Here is a 22,087-nt window from a genome sequence, read left to right on the forward strand (position 1 = left end):
TGATGCCTACCATGCTTGACGATCAGAGTTTCAGCTTGCGATGGGCCGATCGCGGCCGATGCTGCCGCCACTGCCAGAACCGATGCCAATAGTATCTTCTTCATGAATTTCCTCAGGTTGGAACGTACCCACACCAACTGGGAAACGAGGAAGCGGTTCCGGCTTCACGAGGAGTTCAGCAGCACGTGATCCATCGCCGATGCATCGTGCCTCGGACAGCAAAAAGCCGCGCGGGTCGCCCGGCGCGGCTTCAGCAAGATTGTGGCCTGTTCGTTACTTCGTCTGGAAGCGGGCGACCGACAGGAACTTGACGGCATTGCCGGTGAAGCGGCTGGCGTCGGCCATCTGGTTGCTCGGCTGGAAGCCGGCCGTATAGACCTCGCTCGGCGGCGTATGCACGATGTTGTAGGCGTAGCCCGGCGCGGTCGTCGCGGTCGAAACGGTAGCGACGTTCTCGCCGCTGGTCAGTGCCCAGCGGGCGGCCTGCGGCGCCGCGGCAACCACCACGGCCCTGGGGCCGGGTTTCTGATCGCGGGCGGTGGCCCTGGCCTCCTTGCGGGTCGTCTTCACGCCGGCGCCGATCGCGGCGACCGGATCGGAACCGGCAGGACGGGCGGCAACAGCCTGGCGCGGCGACGCCGCATCGACACCCGACGGATCGTTGAAGGCCGAACGCGGCTCTTCGGACAACGAAGCCACCTGATATTCGGCGGCGGTGCCGACCTGGGCATTGGCTTCGTCGAGCACGGCCTTGACGGCGTCGGGCTTGGTTGGCTCGGGACGCGCTGTCGGCAGCACGGAGAACGCATCCGTCGCGGTCTTGTCCTGGTCAGCCGTTTCGGCCAGCGCCATCAGCACATCCTTGCTGGGCGGCGGTGCGAGATCCGCCGGCAGCGAGTGCTCGGGGCGCCATGTCGGCAGGGGAATGTTGTTGACGGCAACCTGCGCCGGATCGGCGGCAGCGGCTTGCGCGATGGCTGCCGGATCGGACTTGCCGAAAGGCATGTTCGCCGGTGCCTGCGCGGTCGCCACCGCCTGTTCGGTGGTCGCCGTCGCATCCGCCATGGCGAAGGGAACATTCTTAGGCTGTGCGCCGACATCGGCCTTCGGCCGGGGCGCGAAATCGGGCAGCGGGATTTCCTTGGCCGGCAGCGCCGCGATGATCGTCTCCGGCGTGTTCTTCTCCGGCTCCGGAGCCTGCTCGTCGGCAAGCTGAGGAATGTCGGCGCGCTGGGCATTCTCCGGGGCCACGATGGCGATACCAGGCAGGTTGCTGCTCTTGGCGGTCGCGGCCGGCTTCAGATTTCTAGCCTTGGGAGCAGGTGCGGCCGAAGCGGTCTCCACGTCGGCGCTGTCGTCGGCCTCGTCGGCGCCACCGCCGCCGAACAAGGCAGAGAGGAACCCGCCGGATTTCTTGCCGCTGCCGCCGGCGCTGGCCATTTCGATATTCGGTGTGCCGGAACCCTTGCGCGATTGATAGGAGGCCAGCGCCTGTTCATAGCCGGGCAGCGGCCGGCCGTCGCTCGGCACATGCAGCGTCTTGCCATTGGGGAACAGGCTGACCAGTTCCTGGCGGCTGATGCCGGGCCAGTGGCGCACATTGCCGACATCCATGTGGACGAATGGCGAACCGGAGGTCGGATAATAGCCGACGCCACCGCCCTGCATCTTGAGGCCGATATTGCGCAGCTTCTTCAGCGGCACGCCGGGAATATAGAAATCCATCGCCTTGCCAAGCATATGCTGGCTCTTCTCGGCGACACCGCGGCTGCGGCTGCGCAGCATCGAATTGGTCGATGGCGAACGGTAGCCGCAGACAACCTGGATATAGTCGGTAGCACCGCTTTCGCGATACGCTTCCCAGACCAGATCCAGCAGACGCGGGTCCATCTTGGTGGGTTCGTTGCGGCGCCAGTCGCGCAGGATGATGTTGATCTTCCTCAGGCCCTCGGGAACGTAGCGGCCATTGCGCTTGTAGACGATCTCCGCCTTCTCGTGCGTGTGGAGGTGGTAGAGCTTCAGCGAACGAACTTCAGCCTGGGCGCCCGTGGCAGCCGCGGCAACAAAACCAAATGCGACAATCACCGCCGCCAACCATCTCGGCCAGACGCTCAAATGATAGTGCCGCCCGTTTTTGAGTCGTTCGATTCTGTTCAAATCAAAAGGCCTTGCAGGCTGCCGTTTGTCCCCGGATTTGCCCAAACGGACGTGTCGTTATCACATCCGAATATCGATCCTAATGGTTAATCATCGCTTATTGAAGCCGAAATGCGGTAACACGGTGGCGATATCCCGTCAAAAATTGTCCCCAAGGTTTCTTGGTAAACCGCTGGTTTAGATCATGTTTTCCGGCTTTGGCCGAACACGATCTGTTACCGCCGGCCTTAATGCGTGAACACTGCCCCGTCGATCGCAGCCTCCGGCCCGCCATAGTCCGGGGAGGCACTCTGTCAGCTGATATAATGACGAGGGAAACTGGTCCCGGCCTTGCGGCTCAGGAAGCAAGCCTGTCGACGCGGCCGGTTTCCGGGTCGATGCCGTATTCCTTGAGCTTGCGGTAGAGCGTCGAGCGGCCGATGCCGAGCCGGCGGGCGACCTCGCTCATCTGGCCATTGTAGTGATCGATGGCGAGCTTGATCATTTCGAGTTCGACATCGGCCAGCGCACGCACATTGCCGCGCTCGTCGAGTGCCCGCAGCATGCCGAAGCGGGGCTGCGCCCCGGCCGGCTGCTCGCGCACGGGAGCGGTCTCGTCGGACACGACGTCCTCATCGCGCGGCGCCAGCGGCGGCGCGGCGCCGCCTGCTTCGAACGTGTCGTCCGCGTCAAGATTGACGGTGCCTTCCACCTGCGCCCGGATCTGCGGAAAATCGTCGGCGGTCAGCACATCGCCTTCGCACAGCACCGAGGCGCGGAAGACGGCGTTTTCGAGCTGCCGGATATTTCCGGGCCAGTCATAGGCCTGCAGCACCGCGAGCGCCGCCGCCGAAATGCCCTTCAGCCGATGGTGCGGGTCGGCCGGCGCCACCTTTTCCATGAAATGCGTGACCAGATGGGGAATGTCGTCGCGGCGGTCGCGCAGCGGCGGCACGAAGATCGGGTAGACGTTCAGCCGGTAGAACAGATCCTCGCGGAACTTGCCGTCCTTGACCTGCTGCAGGAGGTTGCGATGCGTCGCCGAAATCAGCCGGATGTCGACCTTGACGGTCGAGCGGCCGCCCACGGGATCGACCTCGCCCTCCTGGACGGCGCGCAATAGCTTGACCTGCACGTCGAGCGGCAGGTCGCCGATCTCGTCGAGGAACAGCGTGCCGGAATGCGCCTCGACGAATTTGCCGGTGTGCTTGTCAGTGGCGCCGGTGAACGACCCTTTCTCGTGGCCGAACAGGATGGACTCCACCAGATTGTCGGGGATGGCGCCGCAATTGACCGTGACGAACGGTTTCGAGCGACGGTCGCCGCTACCTTGGATGGCACGCGCCACCAGTTCCTTGCCGACGCCGGATTCGCCCTCGATCAGGATCGGGATGTTGGAGGCCGCCGCTTTCTGGCCGAGGCGTATCACCCTGTCCATGGCCGGACTGTGGGTGATCATGTCCCTAAAGGTCAGCAGCCCGCCGCGCTTGCGCGACGTGCGCTTGACCTCACCCTCGACCGCTTCGACCTTGAGCGCATTGGAAATCGAGGCCTGCAGCCTGTCGGGCGAGGCCGGCTTGACGACGAAATCGAAAGCACCGTGGCGCATCGCCGAAACCACGGTTTCGATACCGCCCTGCGCGGTCTGCACGATGACCGGCACGCTGATGTCGCGCTCGCGCATCGCCTTCAGCACGCCGATGCCGTCGAGACCGGGCATGACCAGGTCGAGGATCACAACCGAGACGTCCCGGGCGCCAGGCCCGTCGAGAACTTCGAGGCCGGCAGCACCGCCATCGGCGACGATCGCGGTATGGCCGAACCGCGTCACCGCCGCCTCGAGCAGCCGGCGCTGCACGGGATCGTCATCGACTATGAGTATGGAACCTGTCATGACTGTCTTGGTTTGCCCGCGCCCGAAATCCCCATGGATCATCTTGGCACAGGGTTCTAAATAAGGTTTCAAAAAACCCGGTGAACGAATTCCTTAGGATTTGACCGGCTTCTCCATTCCCTTGATCCTGGCTTCCCAATTGCGGCCACTTGATTCAAAGCCGGCCACTCGATTCAAAAAGCCGGTTTCTTGATCCAAAAAGAAGGTATGTCGATGCGCATGATGTTTGATCGGCGGATTGCGGCGCCAGCGTCCGGTCAGGGCGCGGCCGGGCTTGGCGATCTGCCGGAATGGAACCTCGCCGACCTTTATGCCGGCATGGACGTGCCGGAACTGAAGCGCGACATTGCCAAAGCGGCTGCCGACGCCATCGCATTCGAGGCCCGCTGGAAAGGCACGCTCGCCGCCGAGGCCGGGCGCGGCAGTGCCGGCAGGCTGGGCGAGGCCCTTGCCGCCTACGAGGCGCTCGAGGAACTGATCGGCCGCATCGTCTCCTATGCCGGCCTCGTCTATGCCGGCAACACCGCCGATCCGCAGCGCGCCAAGCTCTATGGCGACGTCCAGGAGAAGATGACCGACGCCAGCGCGCATCTCCTGTTCTTCGCGCTCGAACTGAACCTGATCGAGGATGCGGCGATCGAAGGCGCGCTGGCCGGCGACCCCGCCTTCGGACATTACCGCCCGTGGGTGCTCGATCTGCGCATGGACAAGCCCTACCAGCTCGAGGACCGCGTCGAGCAGCTTTTCCACGAAAAATCGATCACCGGGCGCGGCGCCTGGAACCGCTTGTTCGACGAGACGATGACCGATCTTCGCTTCGATATCGATGGTGAGGAATTGACGCTGGAGCCGGCCCTCAACCGTCTGCAGGATGCCGATGGCGACGTCCGCCGGCGTGCCTCGGAGGCGCTGGCCACGACCTTCCGCAAGAATTTGCGCACCTTCACGCTGATCACCAACACGCTGGCCAAGGATAAGGAAATTTCGGACCGCTGGCGCGGCTTCGAGGACATTGCCGATTCACGCCACCTCGCCAACCGCGTCGAGCGCGGCGTGGTCGATGCGCTCGCCTCCGCGGTGCGCGAGGCCTATCCGCGCTTGTCGCACCGCTACTATGCCATGAAGGCGCGCTGGCTCGGCATGGAGGTGATGAACCACTGGGACCGCAACGCGCCCTTGCCGGAGACGCCGCAGGCGGTGATCGGCTGGGACGAGGCCAGGAACACCGTGCTGTCGGCCTATCACCGCTTCTCGCCCGAGATGGCCGAGATCGCGCGCACCTTCTTCGACCGCAACTGGATCGACGCGCCGGTGCGCCCAGGCAAGTCGCCGGGTGCCTTTGCCCACCCGACCGTACCATCGGTTCACCCCTATGTGCTGCTCAACTACATGGGCAAGCCGCGCGACGTGATGACGCTGGCGCATGAACTCGGGCACGGCGTGCATCAGGTGCTGGCCGCCGGCCAGGGCGCACTGATGGCCCCGACGCCGCTGACGCTGGCGGAGACGGCATCCGTCTTCGGCGAAATGCTGACCTTCCGTTCGCTGCTCGAGCGGACCACCGACCGGCGCGAGCGCAAGGCCATGCTCGCCCAGAAGGTCGAGGACATGATCAACACGGTGGTGCGCCAGATCGCCTTCTATGAATTCGAGCGCAAGGTTCATGCCGAGCGCCGCAACGGCGAACTGACCTCCGACAGGCTCGGCCAGTTCTGGCTGGAAGTGCAGGCCGAAAGCCTCGGACCGGCGATCAAGTTGCGCGAGGGCTACGAGGTGTTCTGGACCTACATCCCTCATTTCATCCACTCGCCCTTCTATGTCTATGCCTATGCGTTCGGCGACTGCCTGGTGAACTCGCTCTATGCGGTCTACCAGAATGCCGAGCGCGGCTTTCAGGACAAATATTTCGAGATGCTGCGTGCCGGTGGCACCAAGCATCATTCGCAGCTTCTGGCGCCTTTCGGCCTCGACGCCACCGACCCTGCCTTCTGGCAGATCGGGCTCGGCGTGATCGGCGGCCTGATCGACGAATTGGAAACGCTGGACGATTGAGACGCCTCTCGCCCGGCAAGAACAGTTTAGCCCGAATGCATGTTTGGACCGTGCTATTCTTGCCCTAAATATTTGTTCTTGAAGAACTCTCCACGGACGTTTTCCCATAGCTTTCGGCAAGCTCTATGGTAGCTTTCCCTTCAAGCTCAGCCGGAGCGCATGCGGATCGGCGAGGAAAAGTCCCGGCCGGCCGTGCGCTCAGGCGAACGCGACAACGGCCGTTGGCCATGGGCAGGCAAAGCCGATCGCCGACAGCTCGAACCGAAGCCGGCTGTTTCGCGAATCTGCGGAACCATCGAGTAGTCCATCGCCGAAGGTCATGACCCTGCGGCAGACGGATCTGACTGGAGAGAGATAATGGGCACTTTTTTCTACATGCTGCTGGCGTTCCTGGTAGGCGTGTTGGTTGGCTGGTTCATCTGGGGGCGTTTGCGTGGTGAGCTCGACGGTCTTCGAGGCGACCTCGATCGCACCCGCGGCGAGCGCGACAAGCTGCGCGCCGACAGCGATCGCCTGACCGGCGAACTCAATGCATGCGGCAAGACCCGCTCCGACCTCGAGCGCCAGTTGCGTGAGGCGCAGGCCTCGTCGGGCGCCGGCGGAGCAAAGGCGTCAAGTCCGGCACCAGCAGCCGTGATGTCGACGCCTGCCGCTGCCAAATCCACTCCGGCTGCAGCCAAGCCGGCCGCGGCGAAGGCCGCCCCGGCAAAGGCGGCGCCGAAGCCCGCAGCGGCCAAAACTCCAGCGAAGACCTCGGCCGCTCCCAAGACAGCGCCCGCCGCCAGGAAGGCCGCAACGGCAGCAGCCAAACCGGCGTCGGGCAAGCCCGACAATCTGCGCCGGCTGATTGGCATCGGCCCGGTCAACGAAAAGCTGCTCAAGGCGCAAGGCGTCACCACCTTCGCCCAGATCGCCGCCTGGACATCAACCGACATCAAGCGGATCGAGGATGTGATGAACTTCGACGGCCGCATCGCGCGCGAACGCTGGATCGAGCAGGCCAAGCTGCTCGCCGTCGGCAACGAGGCCGAATTCGCCAAGCAGTTTCCGACGGCCGGAACCGCCAGCAACACCTGAACGATGGCACAGAGACCTTGTGAGCGGCGGCGGCCTTGGCGCCGCCGCTTCTTTTTTGCCGACAAGCTTGGATCCGGCCAAGGTCGGCTTTGAGGGACAGGGTGCCGCTCTCTCGATTGCGCGCGCCCGGCCCCCCATATAGAGCGATCGTCGGCTACATCGATCCCGGTTCCCATGTCCCTGCCCGCCGCAATTTTCCGCAACGACGAAAGCGCGCGCCAGCTCGTTTTCGAGCGGCCGGCCGATATTATCGTCGCGCATGAGGCCAAGGACTTCCCGGCCGCGCTGCAAGCGGCGCAGGCCGCGCACGACGCCGGCAAATGGCTGGCTGGTTATTTCTCCTACGAGGCCGGTTACCTGCTGGAGCCGAAACTCGTTCCCCTGCTCCCGGGCAGGCGCCGGACCCCGCTGGTCTGCCTCGGGGTCTTCGATGCCCCTCATAAAGAGGCGGTGCCGCCGCGAAGCACGCCCACCAACGGCCCGATATTCGACGCAAGGGCGACGTGGTCGTTCGAGGATTACCAGAAGCGGTTCTCGCGGCTGCACCAGCACATCAGGCAAGGCGATTGCTACCAGGGCAACCTGACTTTTCCGGTGCACGCGCAATGGTCCGGCGATCCGCTCGGCGCCTTCGACGCGCTGACCGAACGCCAGCCGGTGAAATATGGCGCGCTGGTCGCGCTCGGCGACCCGATCGTTCTGTCGCGCTCGCCCGAACTGTTCTTCGAGATCGATGCCGCCGGGATGATCGAAACGCATCCGATGAAGGGTACCGCACCGCGCGGCACAACAGGCGACGAGGACGAACGGCAGAAGAATTTCCTGCGCAACGACGAGAAGAACCAGGCCGAGAACCGGATGATCGTCGACCTCTTGCGCAACGACATATCGCTGATCAGCGAGGTCGGCACGCTGGAGGTACCGGAATTGTTCCGCATCGAGACCTACCCGACCGTCCATCAGATGGTGAGCGACGTCAGGGCCAAGCTGCTGCCCGGCCTCGGCATACGCCAGATTTTCGCGGCGCTGTTTCCCTGCGGCTCGATCACCGGCGCGCCGAAGATCCGCGCCATGGAGATCCTGCATGATCTGGAAGGCACGCCCCGCGACGTCTATTGCGGCGCCATCGGCTGGATCGCACCCGGCGGCACGATGCGCTTTTCCGTTGCGATCCGGACCATCTCGCTCTTTGCCAGCGGCGAGGCCGTCTACAATGTCGGCGGCGGCATCGTCTTCGATTCGGTCGCACAAGAGGAGTATCAGGAGTGTCTGCTCAAAGCCCGCTTCGCGACGGGGACGCCGCCGGTTTCGAGCTGATCGAGACCATGCGCTGGGAACCCGCCTCGGGCTTCCTGCGACTCGATCGCCATCTCGCGCGCCTTTATGGCTCGGCGGCGGAACTGGGGTTCAGCTATGATCCGCAAGAAGTCGGCGAAGCCCTGAGCGGCGCGGTCGACCGATCACCCATCGCCATGCGCACGCGGCTCGCTCTGTCGCGCAATGGCGAGGCCAACGCCTCGGCGCAGCCCTATGAACCCCTTGCCGCCGACAAGGTGTGGGCGCTGCGGCTGGCACGGACGAGGCTCGATTCGAGCGACATGCTGCTGCGCCACAAGACCAGCCGGCGGCAGCTCTACACCCATGCCCGCTCCGAATATCTCATCACCCAGGCCGACGAGGTGCTGCTGGCCAATGAGCGCGGCGAGATCTGCGAAGGCACGATCACCAATGTCTTCGCCGATTTCGGCGATGGCATCCTGGCGACGCCACGGCTCGATTGCGGCCTGCTGCCTGGCGTATTGCGCGCCGTGCTTCTGGATGAAGGCCGCGCCAGTGAAGCGATCTACAGCTTGGATGACCTCAAATCCGCCAAGGCGCTGTTCGTCGGCAATTCGCTGCGCGGGCTGATCCCCGCCAGGCTGTCATGACCCAAGCCCGGAGAATACAATGTTCGTCGTGTCGCTGAACTACAAGGTGCCGCTCACCGAGATCGACCGCTTGGCGCCAGGCCATATCGAGTGGCTGGAAGCCTGCTACGCCGAAGGCATCTTCGTTGCGTCCGGGCCCAAGCGGCCAAGAACCGGCGGCATCATCATCGCACGCTGCCCCCGCGAAGTGCTCGATGCCAGGTTGGCAGCCGATCCTTTCGCCCAGGCGGGCGCCGCCGACTACGACATCACCGAATTCACGGCGCGGATGACCGCCGCCGGCTTGGGCTCGTTCAAAGAGGCATGAGTTTCCGGCAACCCACCCATACGCCCTATGACGGCTCATCGAAACTCTTCACCGTCGGTCTGAAGCCGATGGAACCCGCGAACTGGATCGAGGTGGACGGTCACCTGCTGCCCTATCTCGCCGAGAAGCGCCGGCTCTATCGCGAAATCCCCGAGCGCGTCTTCGTCGAGGAGGATGGCACGCGCGCTGCCCAGCAAGAGGTGCTCGACTTGCTCGGCGCCTACCTGCTGGAAAGATTTCCCGACATCCACCGGCGCAGCGACGCGGGCGTTGCGGTCGCGGGCGCGACGAGCCATCCCGCAGTCCCGTCCAGCCTCGCCGGCGCTCCCTTGGTCGCCGCCTCGCTGCTGGTCCAGGAAGACCTGATCCTCATGCGCCGGGGCGAAGACGGCTGGCGTCTGGCCGCGGGTTCGCTGTGCTTCCCCTCATCCTGGTCGCTCACCGAGAAATTCGGCAAGCCGCTGCAGCAGATCCACGAGCCGGTGCCGGGCTTCGGCCCGGGCACGAGACCGGCCGATCTCATCAACCGGATGTTCGACGGCCTGCAGGGCCAGGCCGTCGAGCGCTACAACTGGTCGATCCAAGCAGGCGATGCGCTCTACCATCCGCTGTCCAATGTCGAGCGCATCGACCGCGCCACCAGCCGGCCGACGCGTTTCCCCGATGGTGACGTGAAGGCGCATGCCTTCATCCGCGTCGAGCGTCAAACGCTGCGCAAACTGCCCGCCTCGCGCGATATCCTGTTCACCATCCGCATCCATCTCGACCCGCTCGCCGTGCTGGCGCGGCATCCGGACCGGGCGACGCTGGCTGCGTCCTTCGCTGCCCAGCTCGAAGCGCTCGACATCGCCCAACTCGACTACAAGGGCCTGACGTCGGATCGCGATCGGCTGACCGCTGCCCTTAACCACATGGCTAAAGACGCGTAGTCGCGGGTTGGCGGTTTTCGCTGGTTTATGACAATGATCTGTGATGTAGCGCATGGCCGTTGGGCGAAAATGCCCGGCTTTTGCACGTGGTTGCTCGGCTTTTGCACGTAGTTGCCCAGCTTTTGCACGCAGTTGAAGGAGTGCTCGATAAAATGGCGAATGAAAACTGGCCCGTTTACGGTGAGATCACCGGCCCCGTGGTGATGATCGGCTTTGGTTCGATCGGACACGGAACGCTGCCGCTCATCGAACGCCATTTCAAGTTCGACAAGTCGCGCATGACGGTCATCGACCCGCGCGATACCGATCGCAAGCTGCTCGACGAGCGCGGCATCACCTTCGTCCAGGAAGCAGTGACCGAGAAGAATTACAAGAAGCTTTTGACGCCGCTGCTGACCAATGGTGGTGGCCAGGGCTTTTGCGTCAACCTGTCGGTCGACACCGGCTCGGTGGACCTGATGCGGCTCTGCCGCAAGCTCGGCGTGCTTTACATCGACACCGTCGTCGAGCCCTGGCTTGGCTTCTATTTCGACGCCAAGGCCGACAATGCCAGCCGCACCAACTATGCGTTGCGCGAGGCGCTGCTCAAGGAAAAGCACGACCAGCCGGGCGGCGCCACCGCCGTCTCCACCTGCGGTGCCAATCCCGGCATGGTGTCCTGGTTCGTCAAGCAGGCGCTGGTCAATCTCGCCACCGATCTGGGCATGGAGTTCTCCGAGCCCGCGCAGGAAGACCGCGAGGGCTGGGCCAAGCTCATGAAGAAGGCTGGCGTCAAGGGCATCCACATCGCCGAGCGCGACACCCAGCGCACCAAGAAGCCCAAACCGATGGATGTGTTCTGGAACACCTGGTCGGTCGAGGGCTTCATCTCGGAAGGATTGCAGCCGGCCGAGCTCGGCTGGGGCACGCATGAGACCTGGATGCCGAAGAACGGCAAGAAGCACAAGCACGGTTCCAAGGCCGCGATCTACCTGGAGCAACCCGGCGCCAACACCCGCGTGCGCTCCTGGTGCCCGACGCCGGGACCGCAATATGGTCTGCTGGTGACGCACAACGAGGCTATCTCGATCGCCGATTTCTTCACCGTGCATTCCAAGAAGGGGAAGGTTCAATACCGCCCGACCTGCCACTACGCCTACCATCCCTGCAACGATGCGATGCTGTCGCTGGACGAGATGTTCGGTGCCGCCGGCAAGCCGCAGCCGGTACACCACGTGCTCGACGAGAACGAACTGGTCGACGGTGTCGACGAACTCGGCGTCCTGCTCTACGGCCACGACAAGAATGCCTACTGGTACGGTTCCCAGCTGTCGCTCGCCGAGGCGCGCAAGCTGGCCCCCTATCAGAACGCCACCGGCATGCAGGTCACCTCGGCGGTTTTGGCCGGCATGGTCTGGGCGCTGGAAAATCCGGCCGCCGGCATCGTCGAGGCCGACGAGATGGACTACAAGCGCTGCCTGGACGTGCAGTCGCCCTATCTCGGACCGGTCAAGGGCTATTATACCGACTGGACGCCTCTCGACAGACGCCCGGGTCTCTTCCCGGAGGACCTCGACCGCAGCGACCCGTGGCAATTCCGCAACATCCTCGTCCGATAGCATCACCCGGACCATGCGCCATTGCCTTGCAATCGCCCGGAAATCGGGCGATTGAAGGGTGCGGCCTGGGGTGGCGATGTGCGTCCGTTGGACGCTTACAGCATACCCCAGCACTTTGGACGTTCGCGTCGCGCTTCCAGAAATCGGCCCGATTTTTGGACCGACGCGTTTGGAGAGGATTTCATATGACGATTGCGCGCAAAGTTCTTTCGATGGGCATGGCGGGTGCCCTCGCCTCGATGCTTGCTGCCTGTGCCACCAGCGGCCCCGACCAGCCGCCGATGGCTGCCGCGCCGAAAGGCGTCGAAGGTTCCTGGATCGATGCCAAGGGTACTGGCCTGTCGACCTTCACCGGCGGCACCTTCACGACCGTCGCCACGGACACGGGACAGAAGCTTGCCGATGGCAGTTACACGATGACCGGCGCCACGTCGGTGCAGATCAACGGCACCTCGCTGATCCGCCAAACCCCGGTGAGCTTCAATTGCCTGATGGTGTCGACCAGCCAGCTCAACTGCACCAGTTCCGCCGGCCAGAATTTCGTGCTGACGCGGCGCACCTGAACCTGGCGAACGTTCCAGTCACAAAGAACGGCGGCCGCTTGGTCGCCGTTTTTGTGCCGGCAATCCCTCGCCTTTTGCGCCCGGAAATACCCCGGGTTTTGCGCCAGCAAATACCACCGGCATTTCCGCTTGCGTCGGCCCGAACGCGATGGGAACATGATCGAAACGCTGGCTGTAATATCCCAGTCAAGCAAGGGCGTTAGACGCCTCTGATCAGCCTACCGGGAGACGTAGATGAAGAAGCTTGCCGCCATTGCCGCCATTTCCGCGTCGACGCTTGGCCTGTCGGCCGGCGCATCCTTTGCCGACTACACACTGAATATCCTGCACATCAATGACTGGCACAGCCGCATCGAAGGCAACAACAAATATGAATCGACCTGCTCTGCCGAGGAGGAGACCAAGGGCGAATGCATCGGCGGCGCCGGCCGGCTGATCACCGCCATCGCCCAGGAACGCAAGAAGCTGGAAGGCCAGAACGTGCTCTTGCTCAGCGCCGGCGACAATTTCCAGGGTTCGCTGTTCTACACGACCTACAAGGGCAAGGTCGAAGGCGAGTTCCTCAACGACATGAAGTTCGACGCCATGGCGCTCGGCAACCATGAATTCGACGACGGCGAAGCCGCCCTTGCGCCCTTTCTCGACATGATCAAATTCCCGGTGCTCGGCGCCAACGTCAAGGCAAACGCGCAGTCCAAGCTCGGCGACCGCGTCAAGCCATCTATCGTCGTCGAGGTCGGCGGCCAGAAGATCGGCATCATCGGGGCCGTCACCAACGACACGCCCGAACTCGCCTCGCCCGGCCCCAACATCACGATTGAGGACGACGTCAAATCGATCACGGCCGAGGTCGAGAAGCTCAAGGGAGAAGGCATCAACAAGATCATCGCCGTGACCCATATCGGCTACAACAGGGAACGCGACGTCATTGCCAAGATCCCCGGCATCGATGTCGTGGTCGGCGGCCACAGCCACACGCTTCTGTCCAACACCGATCCGAAGGCGGCTGGCCCCTACCCGACGATGGTCGACAATCCGGACGGCTACAAGGTGCCGGTGGTGCAGGCGGCGTCCTATTCGAAATATCTCGGCGAGTTCAAGGTGGTGTTCGACGACAATGGCGTCGTCAAATCGGCGAGCGGCGACCCGATCTATCTCGACAAGTCGATCACGCCCGATCCCACGGTGCTCGCCCGCATCAAGGAGCTCGGCGCACCGATCGAAGCGCTGAAGAACAAGGAAGTGGCCGAGACGACCGACGTCATCGACGGCAGTCGTGAGAGTTGCCGCACCAAGGAGTGCGCGATGGGCAACCTCGTCTCCGACGCCATCCTCGACCGCGTCAAGGGACAGGGCGTCGAGATCGTCATCTCCAACGGTGGCGGCCTGCGCGCCTCGATCGACAAGGGCACCGTCACCATGGGTGAGGTGCTGACCGTGCTGCCGTTCCAGAACACGCTGGCGACCTTCCAGATTTCCGGCAAGGATCTGGTCGCCGGGCTCGAAGGCGGTCTCAGCCAGATCGAGGACGGCGCCGGCCGCTTCCCGCAGGTGGCGGGCCTCAAATATTCCTTCGACAAGTCGATCGCGCCCAATGCCGGCCGTGTGAAGTCGGTGGCGGTGATGGAAAACGGCACCTGGACGCCGATCAATCCCGACAAGGACTATCTCGTCGCCACCAACAACTATGTCCGCCAGGGCGGCGATGGCTACAAGGTCTTCGCCGAAAAGGCCAAGAACGCCTACGATTATGGCCCTGGCCTCGAACAGGTCGTTGCCGACTATCTCGGCGCCCACCGGCCCTATACGCCGAAGCTCGAAGGCCGCATCACTGAGATCGCCGCGACGACTGCGGCAGCTCCCGCCGCCGAGCCGGCCAAGCCTGCCGAACCAGCAAAGCCCGCGGAGACTGCAGCACCGGAACCGGCCGAGGCCGCCAAACCGGCTGCACCGGCGATGCCTGAACTGCCTGCCAGCTCAGGCGATATCGCCAACACGCCGCCAGCCATATCGACGGAAAACCCGCCACCGGCACCTGCCGAGCCGGCAAAGCCTGCCGAGACCGCTCCCGCGCCGGTCGCTCCCGCCGCGGCGACACCCGCGCCCGCCGAGCCGGCAAAGCCCGCTGAAGCCGCACCGGCCACAGGCAGCCATGTCATCGTTAACGGCGATACCTACTGGGATCTGGCGAAGAAAGCCTATGGCGACGCGACCAAGTGGAAACTCATCTATGAGGCGAACAAGGATCAAAGGCCGCATCGGCTTGTGCCGGGCGCGACCCTGACCATCCCGGCGAAGTAACGTCATTTCGCTTTCAGCAGAAACACCCGCCGGGGAAACCTGGCGGGTGTTCTGTTTCCGGCCGGAAAGGCGGTATGGTGCGGCCAGACGCGGCATTGAAAACCGGCGCGCCATCGCTAGTTTCACGCCGTGTCCGGAGAGCCCTTATGACGCCTGACAATGTTGTCGACCCCAAGACGATCAAGCCGGTCGGCCCGACGGCGGGACACGCGCCGGCCAAGGCTGGCAAGGTCGGCGTCATGCTGCTCAATCTCGGCACGCCCGACGGTACCGAATTCAAGCCGATGTGGCGGTATCTGCGGGAATTCCTGTCCGATCCGCGCGTCATCGAACTCAACAAGGCGATCTGGTATCCGATCCTCTATGGGCTGGTGCTGACCAGGCGACCGAAGAAGTCGGGCGCCAACTACGCCCGGATCTGGAACCGGGAGAAGAACGAGTCGCCGCTGCGCACCTACACCCGTGCACAAGGTGAAAAACTGGCCGAGGCGCTACGAGACCTGCCCGATGTCGTCGTCGACTGGGCGATGCGTTACGGCAACCCTTCGACATCGAGCGTCGCCGAAAGGCTGGTGGCGCAAGGCTGCGACCGCATCCTTTCATTCCCGCTCTATCCGCAATATTCGGCGACGACGACCGCCACAGCCAACGACCAGCTGTTCCGGGCGCTGATGAAGATGCGCGCGGCACCTGCCGTCCGCAGTGTGCCATCCTACTATGCCGTGCCGGTCTACATCGAGGCGCTCGCCAGTTCGATCGAACGGCATCTGGCGACGCTCGATTTCGAACCGGAGGTGGTCATCACCTCCTATCACGGCATCCCGAAACCCTATTCCGACAAGGGCGATCCCTATCGGGCGCATTGCCTGGAGACGACGCGGCTGCTGCGCGAAAAACTCGGCTGGGACGAGAGCAAGCTGATCACCACCTTCCAGTCGCGCTTCGGCGCGCAGGAATGGCTGCAGCCATATACCGACAAGACGGTGGAGAAACTGGCCAAGGACGGCGTCAAATCGATCGCCATCGTCAATCCCGGCTTTTCCGTCGACTGCATCGAGACGCTGGACGAGATCGGCCGCGAAGCAGCCGAGACCTTCCATCATGCCGGTGGCGAAAACTTCGCCCACATCCCATGCCTCAACGACAGCCCCGAGGGCATGGGGGTGATCGAAGCGATGGTACGCCGCGAACTGTCAGGCTGGGCCTGACACCGGAACAACACAAGCTCCGAGGCGTTGAGCAGCGCCTCCGGAGAATTCGATGCTCCGCAAACTCGACCTCAGGACCGGCCAGCCCGTCTGGTCCGCCTATCGCGCGCCCGCGGTGCCGACAGGCAGTCTCACTCGGGACGTCAAGACCGATGTGCTGATCATCGGCATGGGCATCAGCGGCGCCATGATGGCCGAGACGCTGACAGCGGACGGTCACTCCGTAATCTGCATCGACCGGCGTGGGCCGCTGAAAGGATCGACAGCGGCAACCACGGCGCTGGTGCAGTTCGAAATCGACCAGCCGCTTTCGGTTCTGTCGAGGATGATTGGCAAGGCCCAGGCACGGCAGGCCTGGCGACGTTCGAGGCTGGCCATTTCCAATCTCGCCGCCCGCATCGAAGAGCTCGGCATCAACTGCGGCATGAGCCGCACCGCATCGCTTTATCTGGCCGGTACCGTGCTCGACCCATCGGAATTGCGCGAGGAAGCCGAGGCGCGACGGCGAGCCGGCATCGCCGCGACCTATCTGACCCCTCGGCCGCTCGCCGAGGCGTTCGGCATCGACCGCAGCGGCGCCATCCTCAGCCATGGCAATATCGCGCTCGACCCGCGCAAGCTGACGGCCGGGTTGCTGCTCAGGGCTCGGGAGCGCAAGGCACGTCTCTATGCGCCGGTCGAAGCGGCAGCGATCAAGGACAGCGCCGACGAGGTGGTCGTGGCAACGAGGGACGGCCCCGCCATCACGGCATGGCACGTTGTCCTGGCCACCGGTTACGAACTGGTCGACATCGTGCCGGCGGCCGCCCATCGGGTCATATCGACATGGGCGATCGCGACCCGCCCGCAACCGCGAAAGCTCTGGCCGGGTGCGGCGTTTATCTGGGAAGCTTCCGATCCCTATCTCTACGTCAGGGCAACGGCCGATGGCCGGGTCATATGCGGCGGCGAGGACGAGGATTTCATCGACGAGACGCAGCGCGATGACCTGATCGGCGACAAGAGCGCACGCATCGCCGCAAAACTAAACCTGATATTTCCGCATCTGGACGTCAGCCCCGAATTTTCCTGGACCGGCTCCTTTGGCACCACGACGTCAGGGCTGCCCTATATCGGCGCCATTCCGGGGCATCCTCGCATCCATGCCGTGTTGGGATATGGCGGCAACGGCATCACCTTCTCGCGGATCGCTGCCGAGATCGTCTCGGCGTCGATCGACGGGCTTGAAGACACGGATGCAAGCCTGTTTGCCTTCAACCACTGAGTGTGTAACCGCAAACAATCCCTCATCACCTGATTGTAACGCTACTGAAATACACTTAAGTCTTTGGTGAAGTCGGCTGTGCGGGAATGGCTTGCGCGGCCTGCTTCTGAGGGAGAGCCAAATGGATTTCAGTGGTTTCGATATTGCGGTCGTTGTTTTGGTCGCGCTTGTCGTGCTGGTGCTGTTCAAGGGCATCAAGACAATTCCGCAAGGATACAACTATACCGTCGAACGTTTTGGTCGTTATACCAAGACACTGAGCCCCGGCCTCAATCTCATCACGCCCTTCGTTGACCGGATCGGCGCCAAGATGAACATGATGGAGCAGGTGCTCGACGTTCCGAGCCAGGAGATCATCACCCGCGACAACGCCATCGTCGGTGTCGACGGCATTGCTTTCTACCAGATCCTCAATGCGGCGCAGGCCGCCTATCAGGTTGCCGGCCTGCAGAACGCCATCCTCAACCTGACGATGACCAACATCCGTACCGTCATGGGTTCGATGGACCTCGATGAGCTGTTGTCCAACCGCGACGCCATCAACGAGCGCCTGCTGCGCGTCGTCGACGAGGCGGCACACCCATGGGGCATCAAGATCACCCGCGTCGAGATCAAGGACATCAACCCGCCAGCCAACCTGATCGAATCGATGGGCCGCCAGATGACCGCCGAGCGCAACAAGCGCGCGCAGATTCTGGCCGCCGAGGGCCTCAAGCAGTCGCAGATCCTCGAAGCCGAGGGCCGCAAGGAAGCCGCCTTCCGCGACGCCGAGGCGCGCGAACGCTCCGCCGAAGCCGAAGCCCGCGCCACCCAGGTGGTGTCGGAAGCGATTTCCAAGGGCGACGTGCAGGCGCTGAACTACTTCGTCGCCCAGAAATACACCGAGGCCCTGACCAGGATCGGTTCGGCCACCAACAGTAAGGTCGTGCTGATGCCGCTGGAAGCCTCGTCGCTGATCGGCACGCTTGGCGGTATCGGCGAAATCGCCAAGGAAGTGTTCCGCAGCGAAGGCACGACCGGCGCGCAGCGGCAGGCGGCACGTCCGCCGGTAGTCCGCCCGAGCGAGAATTGAGATCGTAGGAGGTTACTCCCATGCTCGATCGCATCGTTTCTGAACTCGGGCCGTGGAACTGGATGGTCCTGGGCTTCGTGCTGCTGGTGGTAGAGGTCATCGCGCCGGGCTTCTTCATGCTTTGGATCGGCATCGCCGCCCTGGTCATCGGCGCGGTGTCACTGCTGATCTGGGATGCCGCCATCTGGACATGGCAGGTCCAGGTGCTGCTATTCCTCGTGCTGTCACTGGTTTCAGCCTTTGTCGGCAAGAAACTCATGGGCGGACGCGACCAGCCGAGCGACCAGCCGCTGCTCAACCGCCGTGGTGCGCAGATGATCGGGAAGATGGCGACGCTTGCCGAACCGATCCGCGACGGCCGCGGCCGCATCAAGCTCGGCGACACGCTGTGGCGCGTCTCCGGCCCGGATTTGCCCGCCGGCACCCAGGTGCGCGTCACCGCCGCTGCCGACACCGATCTGGAACTGACGGTGGAACGGGTCTGAGTTTCCAGGCCGCCAATACCTGAATAGCACCGGCGCAAGATGTGTTGAGATTCAGGTCAGGCCGAGTCGAGAACGACGGCTTTCGAGAACCGGAGCGGAGCGTACTTCAGTAGGTGAGCACCGGCCTACGCCGGCCGAAGCCTTGCCACGATCCCTCATGAGTGCTTCGGCCGGCGAAGGCCGGAAGCGCAGAAAGCCGCCGTTCGCAGGCCGGCTTCACCTGAATATCAGCGCACCTTAGGCTGCGCCGATGCGCAACAGGTCATGGAAATGCACCACGCCCAGCGGCATGTTGTTCCTGGTCACCACCAGCGCGCCGACATTGTGCTCGTTGAGCAGCGCGATCGCCGTGCCTGCGAGCGTCTGCGGGTCGACCGTCTTGGGCGTGCGGGTCATTACCTCGTCGACGATGACATCGGCTAGGTTGCGGTGCAGGTTGCGCGCGACATCGCCGTCGGTGATGATCCCCGCCAGTTCCCCATTCGCCTCGACGATCAGCACGCAGCCGACCTTCTTCTGTGACAGCGTCATCACCGCTTCCGGCATCTTGGTGCCGAGCGCGGCCAGCGGCATCTGGTCGCCGACCCGCATGATCTCGGACACCATGGTCAGGTTGGCGCCGAGCTGGCCGCCGGGATGGAAAGTGCGGAAATGGTCCGGCGTGAAGCCGCGCGCCTCGAGCAGCGCAATCGCCAGCGCATCGCCGATGACCAGCTGCAGCAGCGTTGATGTCGTCGGTGCCAGGCCATGCGGGCAAGCCTCGGGGGCGCGTGGCAAGAGCAATACCACGTCGGCCGCGCGCGCCAGCGCCGACGTCTCCCCGGAGGTCACGGCGATGAGCGGAATGGAGAAGCGCCGGGAATAGGCGACGATGCCCATCATCTCCTTGCTCTCGCCCGACCATGAGATGGCGATGATGGCGTCGTCCCTGGCGATCATGCCGAGATCGCCATGGTTGGCCTCGACGGGGTGGACGAAGAAGGCCGGCGTGCCGGTCGAGGCCAGCGTCGCCGCGACCTTCGAACCGATATGGCCGCTTTTGCCGACACCGGTGACGATGAGCCGGCCCTCAATCTTCGAGATCATTTCGACGGCCTGGGCAAAGGGTGCTGCCAGTCCGTTCTCGAGCGCGTCGGCAAGGGCCGCGATCCCGGCCTGTTCGGTTGCCACGGTTCTCAGCGCCGATTCGATCGACGCTTGCCTGTCCAAGGGCTTCTTTTCCAGGGATTTCGCATGCATGGATGATGCGATTAGCGCTTTGCCGCCCGCCTGTCCAACGGAAATGGCCCCGCGTCTGTTGCTCAAACGCCGTGCGATCGATTGGGACAACGACAAGCGCAAGAACAGGAAGCTCAACGACGGTCGTAAGACTCCCAAATCGGCGTTCGAGGCCCATGGCGCGCACGGCCTCAACCCTCCGTTAACCATCCGCATTTACGGTTCGGTAAGTATGGCGCGCATGCGCCGCGCAAGCAGTGGTGGCGATGTCCGGGGTCCAGCCAGAAAAATTGAGAGGACGACAGGGCAAGGCGGTCTGTGCGTTGCTGCTGGCGACCAGCATCCTTGCCTTGCTGCGTCCCGCGCCGCTCCATGCCCAGGAAACGGAACTGCGTGGAGAAGTGTCCGAATCGGCGATCCTGTCCGACCAGCAGCGCAAGGCGAGAAGCCTGGTTCTCGCCCAGCAAGCGGCGGCCAACGCTGCCGCGCAGGACGATGCGCCGGCGCGTACCTATCTGCCGGCCAGCGCCGGGGCCGTGCCTGACGACACGGACGCCGCGAACTCGACCACCAGCGTCTTCGACCCGCCCCAGGCGGTCGAGGAGGCCTCCGCCGACACGCCAGCGCCGCCCAAGCCACGCCGCACTTCGACCGCCAGGCAGAATGCGCCTGACAAGGCAAAGGACAAGGCCGCCGACCAGTCGAAGAAGAAAAAGACCACCAAGGCGGCTACAGATCCAACCACCACCGCCACGACTGCCACCACGGCGACGACGGACGACACCGACAGCAGCGCGGCGGACAAGGAAGCGGCCAACCGCCGTGCACTCACGATCGACAGTGTGGACAGGCAGAAACTCGATGCCGGCGCCGAGCGCACCGCCGCAATCGAGGGCCAGAACAAGAAACCAGAGGATGATCCGTTTTCCGCCACCGGCGTCAAATGGGGCTCCTTCGTCATCCGGCCGACCATCGAACAGGGGCTGACCGCCACCACGAACGGCGATTCGAGCAGTGCCGGTACATCGGCGCTGCTGTCCGAGACGGCGCTGCGCTTTACCGCCGCTTCCGACTGGCGCGAAAACTCCGCGACCATCGACGGCTATGGCATTTTCCGCGAAACCGTGTCGGGCTACCCGGTTCACGATGCGCAGGGCCGCATCGAAGGCCAGCTCAATGTCGACCTCGACAAGGAATTGCGCGCCATCGCCAAGCTCGGCTACGAAGCCGTGCCGGAATCCGCGTCTTCGCCCGATGCCATTGCCGGCGTCAGCACCCAGCCGCTGCGGCAGACGATCGACGGCAGCATCGGCGTCGAGAAGGCCGTCGGCAAGATGCAGTACACGTTGACCGGGGCGATCACACACGACTTCTATGGTGACGCCAAGCTCTCGGACGGCACCTCGCTGTCGCAGAAAGATCAGGACAACACGCTCTACACCGCAACCTTGCGCACGGGCTACGAGATATCTCCGGCGCTCACGCCCTTCACCGAAATCGAGGTCGGCCGCCGGGCCTATGACCAGCGCATCGACAATGAAGGCTTCGAGCGCTCCTCGACGCGGCTTGGCGCCCGCGCCGGCCTGCAACTCGACATGGGTGAAAAGCTGTCGGGTGAATTCTCGGCCGGCTGGCTCAGGGAAGCGATCGACGACAAGAACCTGGAAGCGATTTCGGGGGCCACCGTCAATGCCGATCTCAAATGGTCGCCGCAGCGCGGCACCACGATCGGCCTAACCGGCAAGACCACCGTCGAGACCACGACCACGTCGGGCGAAAGTGGCGATATCCTCTACTCCGGACGCCTGACCGGCGAACGCGTGATCCGATCCAATCTCACCGCGAATGCGGCTTTGGGCCTGGATTGGCGCGATTATGTCGGCATCGACGGCCACGACAGGATATTGAGCGCCGAGGCCGGGCTGACCTGGTGGCTGAACCGCTATGCCGGCCTCACCAGCCGGCTGAGAACCGAAAAGCTGACCAGCAACCTGCCCGGCCGCGACTACACCGCCAACAGCATCTACCTCGGCGTGAAGGTGCAGCGCTGAAGGC

17 protein-coding genes are annotated in these 22,087 nt (G+C 63.7%); 14 read left to right on the forward strand and 3 right to left on the reverse strand.

The window, feature by feature from the left end; all coding sequences use genetic code 11:
- Positions 1–273: 273 nt before the first annotated feature.
- Together FJW08_RS11040 and FJW08_RS11045 are read right to left on the reverse strand one after the other, a co-directional pair.
- Positions 274–2,085 carry a DUF882 domain-containing protein gene (locus FJW08_RS11040; RefSeq protein WP_246682303.1) on the reverse strand — a complete coding sequence of 604 codons (1,812 nt, stop codon included), beginning with the start codon at positions 2,083–2,085 and terminating at the stop codon, positions 274–276.
- 409 nt (positions 2,086–2,494) lie between these two features.
- On the reverse strand, positions 2,495–4,030 hold the full coding sequence (locus FJW08_RS11045) for a sigma-54 dependent transcriptional regulator (RefSeq protein ID WP_140810565.1): 1,536 nt from the start codon (positions 4,028–4,030) through the stop codon (positions 2,495–2,497).
- A gap of 213 nt (positions 4,031–4,243) precedes the next feature.
- On the opposite strand from FJW08_RS11045, the gene FJW08_RS11050 reads away from it, so the two are divergent.
- The 13 genes from FJW08_RS11050 (at position 4,244) to FJW08_RS11110 (ending at position 18,814) form a co-directional block, all read left to right on the forward strand.
- Positions 4,244–6,082 carry a M3 family oligoendopeptidase gene (locus tag FJW08_RS11050; RefSeq protein ID WP_181182898.1) on the forward strand — a complete coding sequence of 613 codons (1,839 nt, stop codon included), beginning with the start codon at positions 4,244–4,246 and terminating at the stop codon, positions 6,080–6,082.
- A 357-nt stretch (positions 6,083–6,439) separates the two neighbouring features.
- Positions 6,440–7,159, forward strand: a complete 720-nt coding sequence (locus FJW08_RS11055) for a proton-conducting membrane transporter (protein WP_140810566.1) — start codon at positions 6,440–6,442, stop codon at positions 7,157–7,159.
- Positions 7,160–7,333: 174 nt separating this feature from the next.
- The gene (locus FJW08_RS11060) at positions 7,334–8,476 is read left to right on the forward strand and encodes an aminodeoxychorismate synthase component I (RefSeq protein ID WP_140810568.1); all 1,143 of its coding nucleotides are present in this window, start codon (positions 7,334–7,336) and stop codon (positions 8,474–8,476) included.
- Positions 8,425–9,087, forward strand: coding sequence for an aminotransferase class IV family protein (locus tag FJW08_RS11065; protein WP_140810569.1), 663 nt, complete (start codon positions 8,425–8,427; stop codon positions 9,085–9,087). Before FJW08_RS11060 ends, FJW08_RS11065 begins: the two co-directional genes overlap by 52 nt.
- Before the next feature lie 19 nt (positions 9,088–9,106).
- Positions 9,107–9,394 (forward strand): YciI family protein, encoded by a 288-nt coding sequence (locus tag FJW08_RS11070; RefSeq protein ID WP_140810570.1) that lies wholly within the window; start codon positions 9,107–9,109, stop codon positions 9,392–9,394.
- Positions 9,391–10,323 carry a DUF3445 domain-containing protein gene (locus FJW08_RS11075; protein ID WP_140810571.1) on the forward strand — a complete coding sequence of 311 codons (933 nt, stop codon included), beginning with the start codon at positions 9,391–9,393 and terminating at the stop codon, positions 10,321–10,323. The genes FJW08_RS11070 and FJW08_RS11075 overlap by 4 nt, the downstream gene beginning before the upstream one ends.
- 152 nt (positions 10,324–10,475) lie before the next feature.
- Positions 10,476–11,921, forward strand: a complete 1,446-nt coding sequence (locus FJW08_RS11080) for a homospermidine synthase (RefSeq protein ID WP_140810572.1) — start codon at positions 10,476–10,478, stop codon at positions 11,919–11,921.
- 185 nt (positions 11,922–12,106) lie between these two features.
- Positions 12,107–12,484 carry a hypothetical protein gene (locus FJW08_RS11085; protein WP_140756023.1) on the forward strand — a complete coding sequence of 126 codons (378 nt, stop codon included), beginning with the start codon at positions 12,107–12,109 and terminating at the stop codon, positions 12,482–12,484.
- Between the two features lie 234 nt (positions 12,485–12,718).
- Positions 12,719–14,785, forward strand: a complete 2,067-nt coding sequence (locus tag FJW08_RS11090; protein ID WP_140810574.1) for a bifunctional UDP-sugar hydrolase/5'-nucleotidase — start codon at positions 12,719–12,721, stop codon at positions 14,783–14,785.
- A gap of 146 nt (positions 14,786–14,931) precedes the next feature.
- Positions 14,932–15,993 carry a ferrochelatase gene (gene hemH, locus FJW08_RS11095; RefSeq protein WP_140810575.1) on the forward strand — a complete coding sequence of 354 codons (1,062 nt, stop codon included), beginning with the start codon at positions 14,932–14,934 and terminating at the stop codon, positions 15,991–15,993.
- Between the two features lie 52 nt (positions 15,994–16,045).
- Complete coding sequence (locus tag FJW08_RS11100) at positions 16,046–17,257, forward strand: FAD-binding oxidoreductase (RefSeq protein WP_140810576.1); 1,212 nt, start codon at positions 16,046–16,048, stop codon at positions 17,255–17,257.
- A 121-nt stretch (positions 17,258–17,378) separates the two neighbouring features.
- On the forward strand, positions 17,379–18,329 hold the full coding sequence (locus FJW08_RS11105; protein WP_127278883.1) for an SPFH domain-containing protein: 951 nt from the start codon (positions 17,379–17,381) through the stop codon (positions 18,327–18,329).
- 20 nt (positions 18,330–18,349) lie between these two features.
- Positions 18,350–18,814 carry an NfeD family protein gene (locus tag FJW08_RS11110; protein ID WP_140810577.1) on the forward strand — a complete coding sequence of 155 codons (465 nt, stop codon included), beginning with the start codon at positions 18,350–18,352 and terminating at the stop codon, positions 18,812–18,814.
- A 237-nt stretch (positions 18,815–19,051) separates the two neighbouring features.
- Here the strand turns inward: FJW08_RS11110 and FJW08_RS11115 are convergent, their stop codons facing one another.
- Complete coding sequence (locus FJW08_RS11115) at positions 19,052–20,053, reverse strand: KpsF/GutQ family sugar-phosphate isomerase (RefSeq protein WP_140756037.1); 1,002 nt, start codon at positions 20,051–20,053, stop codon at positions 19,052–19,054.
- Between the two features lie 245 nt (positions 20,054–20,298).
- Between FJW08_RS11115 and FJW08_RS11120 the strand changes: the two genes are divergently transcribed.
- Positions 20,299–22,083, forward strand: a complete 1,785-nt coding sequence (locus FJW08_RS11120; RefSeq protein ID WP_181182899.1) for an outer membrane beta-barrel protein — start codon at positions 20,299–20,301, stop codon at positions 22,081–22,083.
- Positions 22,084–22,087 lie beyond the last annotated feature (4 nt).

It is taken from the genome of Mesorhizobium sp. B3-2-1 (genome assembly GCF_006439515.1).
GTDB lineage: Bacteria > Pseudomonadota > Alphaproteobacteria > Rhizobiales > Rhizobiaceae > Mesorhizobium.

Excerpts from the sequence above, each read along its gene's own strand:
- FJW08_RS11075 (WP_140810571.1), top strand. The coding sequence starts at position 9,391 with ATGAGTTTCCGGCAACCCACCCATACGCCCTATGACGGCTCATCGAAA.
- FJW08_RS11080 (WP_140810572.1), top strand. The coding sequence starts at position 10,476 with ATGGCGAATGAAAACTGGCCCGTTTACGGTGAGATCACCGGCCCCGTG.
- FJW08_RS11115 (WP_140756037.1), bottom strand. The coding sequence starts at position 20,053 with ATGCATGCGAAATCCCTGGAAAAGAAGCCCTTGGACAGGCAAGCGTCG.
- FJW08_RS11090 (WP_140810574.1), top strand. The coding sequence starts at position 12,719 with ATGAAGAAGCTTGCCGCCATTGCCGCCATTTCCGCGTCGACGCTTGGC.
- FJW08_RS11060 (WP_140810568.1), top strand. The coding sequence starts at position 7,334 with ATGTCCCTGCCCGCCGCAATTTTCCGCAACGACGAAAGCGCGCGCCAG.
- hemH (WP_140810575.1), top strand. The coding sequence starts at position 14,932 with ATGACGCCTGACAATGTTGTCGACCCCAAGACGATCAAGCCGGTCGGC.
- FJW08_RS11100 (WP_140810576.1), top strand. The coding sequence starts at position 16,046 with ATGCTCCGCAAACTCGACCTCAGGACCGGCCAGCCCGTCTGGTCCGCC.
- FJW08_RS11050 (WP_181182898.1), top strand. The coding sequence starts at position 4,244 with ATGCGCATGATGTTTGATCGGCGGATTGCGGCGCCAGCGTCCGGTCAG.
- FJW08_RS11120 (WP_181182899.1), top strand. The coding sequence starts at position 20,299 with ATGTCCGGGGTCCAGCCAGAAAAATTGAGAGGACGACAGGGCAAGGCG.
- FJW08_RS11070 (WP_140810570.1), top strand. The coding sequence starts at position 9,107 with ATGTTCGTCGTGTCGCTGAACTACAAGGTGCCGCTCACCGAGATCGAC.
- FJW08_RS11045 (WP_140810565.1), bottom strand. The coding sequence starts at position 4,030 with ATGACAGGTTCCATACTCATAGTCGATGACGATCCCGTGCAGCGCCGG.
- FJW08_RS11105 (WP_127278883.1), top strand. The coding sequence starts at position 17,379 with ATGGATTTCAGTGGTTTCGATATTGCGGTCGTTGTTTTGGTCGCGCTT.
- FJW08_RS11085 (WP_140756023.1), top strand. The coding sequence starts at position 12,107 with ATGACGATTGCGCGCAAAGTTCTTTCGATGGGCATGGCGGGTGCCCTC.
- FJW08_RS11110 (WP_140810577.1), top strand. The coding sequence starts at position 18,350 with ATGCTCGATCGCATCGTTTCTGAACTCGGGCCGTGGAACTGGATGGTC.
- FJW08_RS11055 (WP_140810566.1), top strand. The coding sequence starts at position 6,440 with ATGGGCACTTTTTTCTACATGCTGCTGGCGTTCCTGGTAGGCGTGTTG.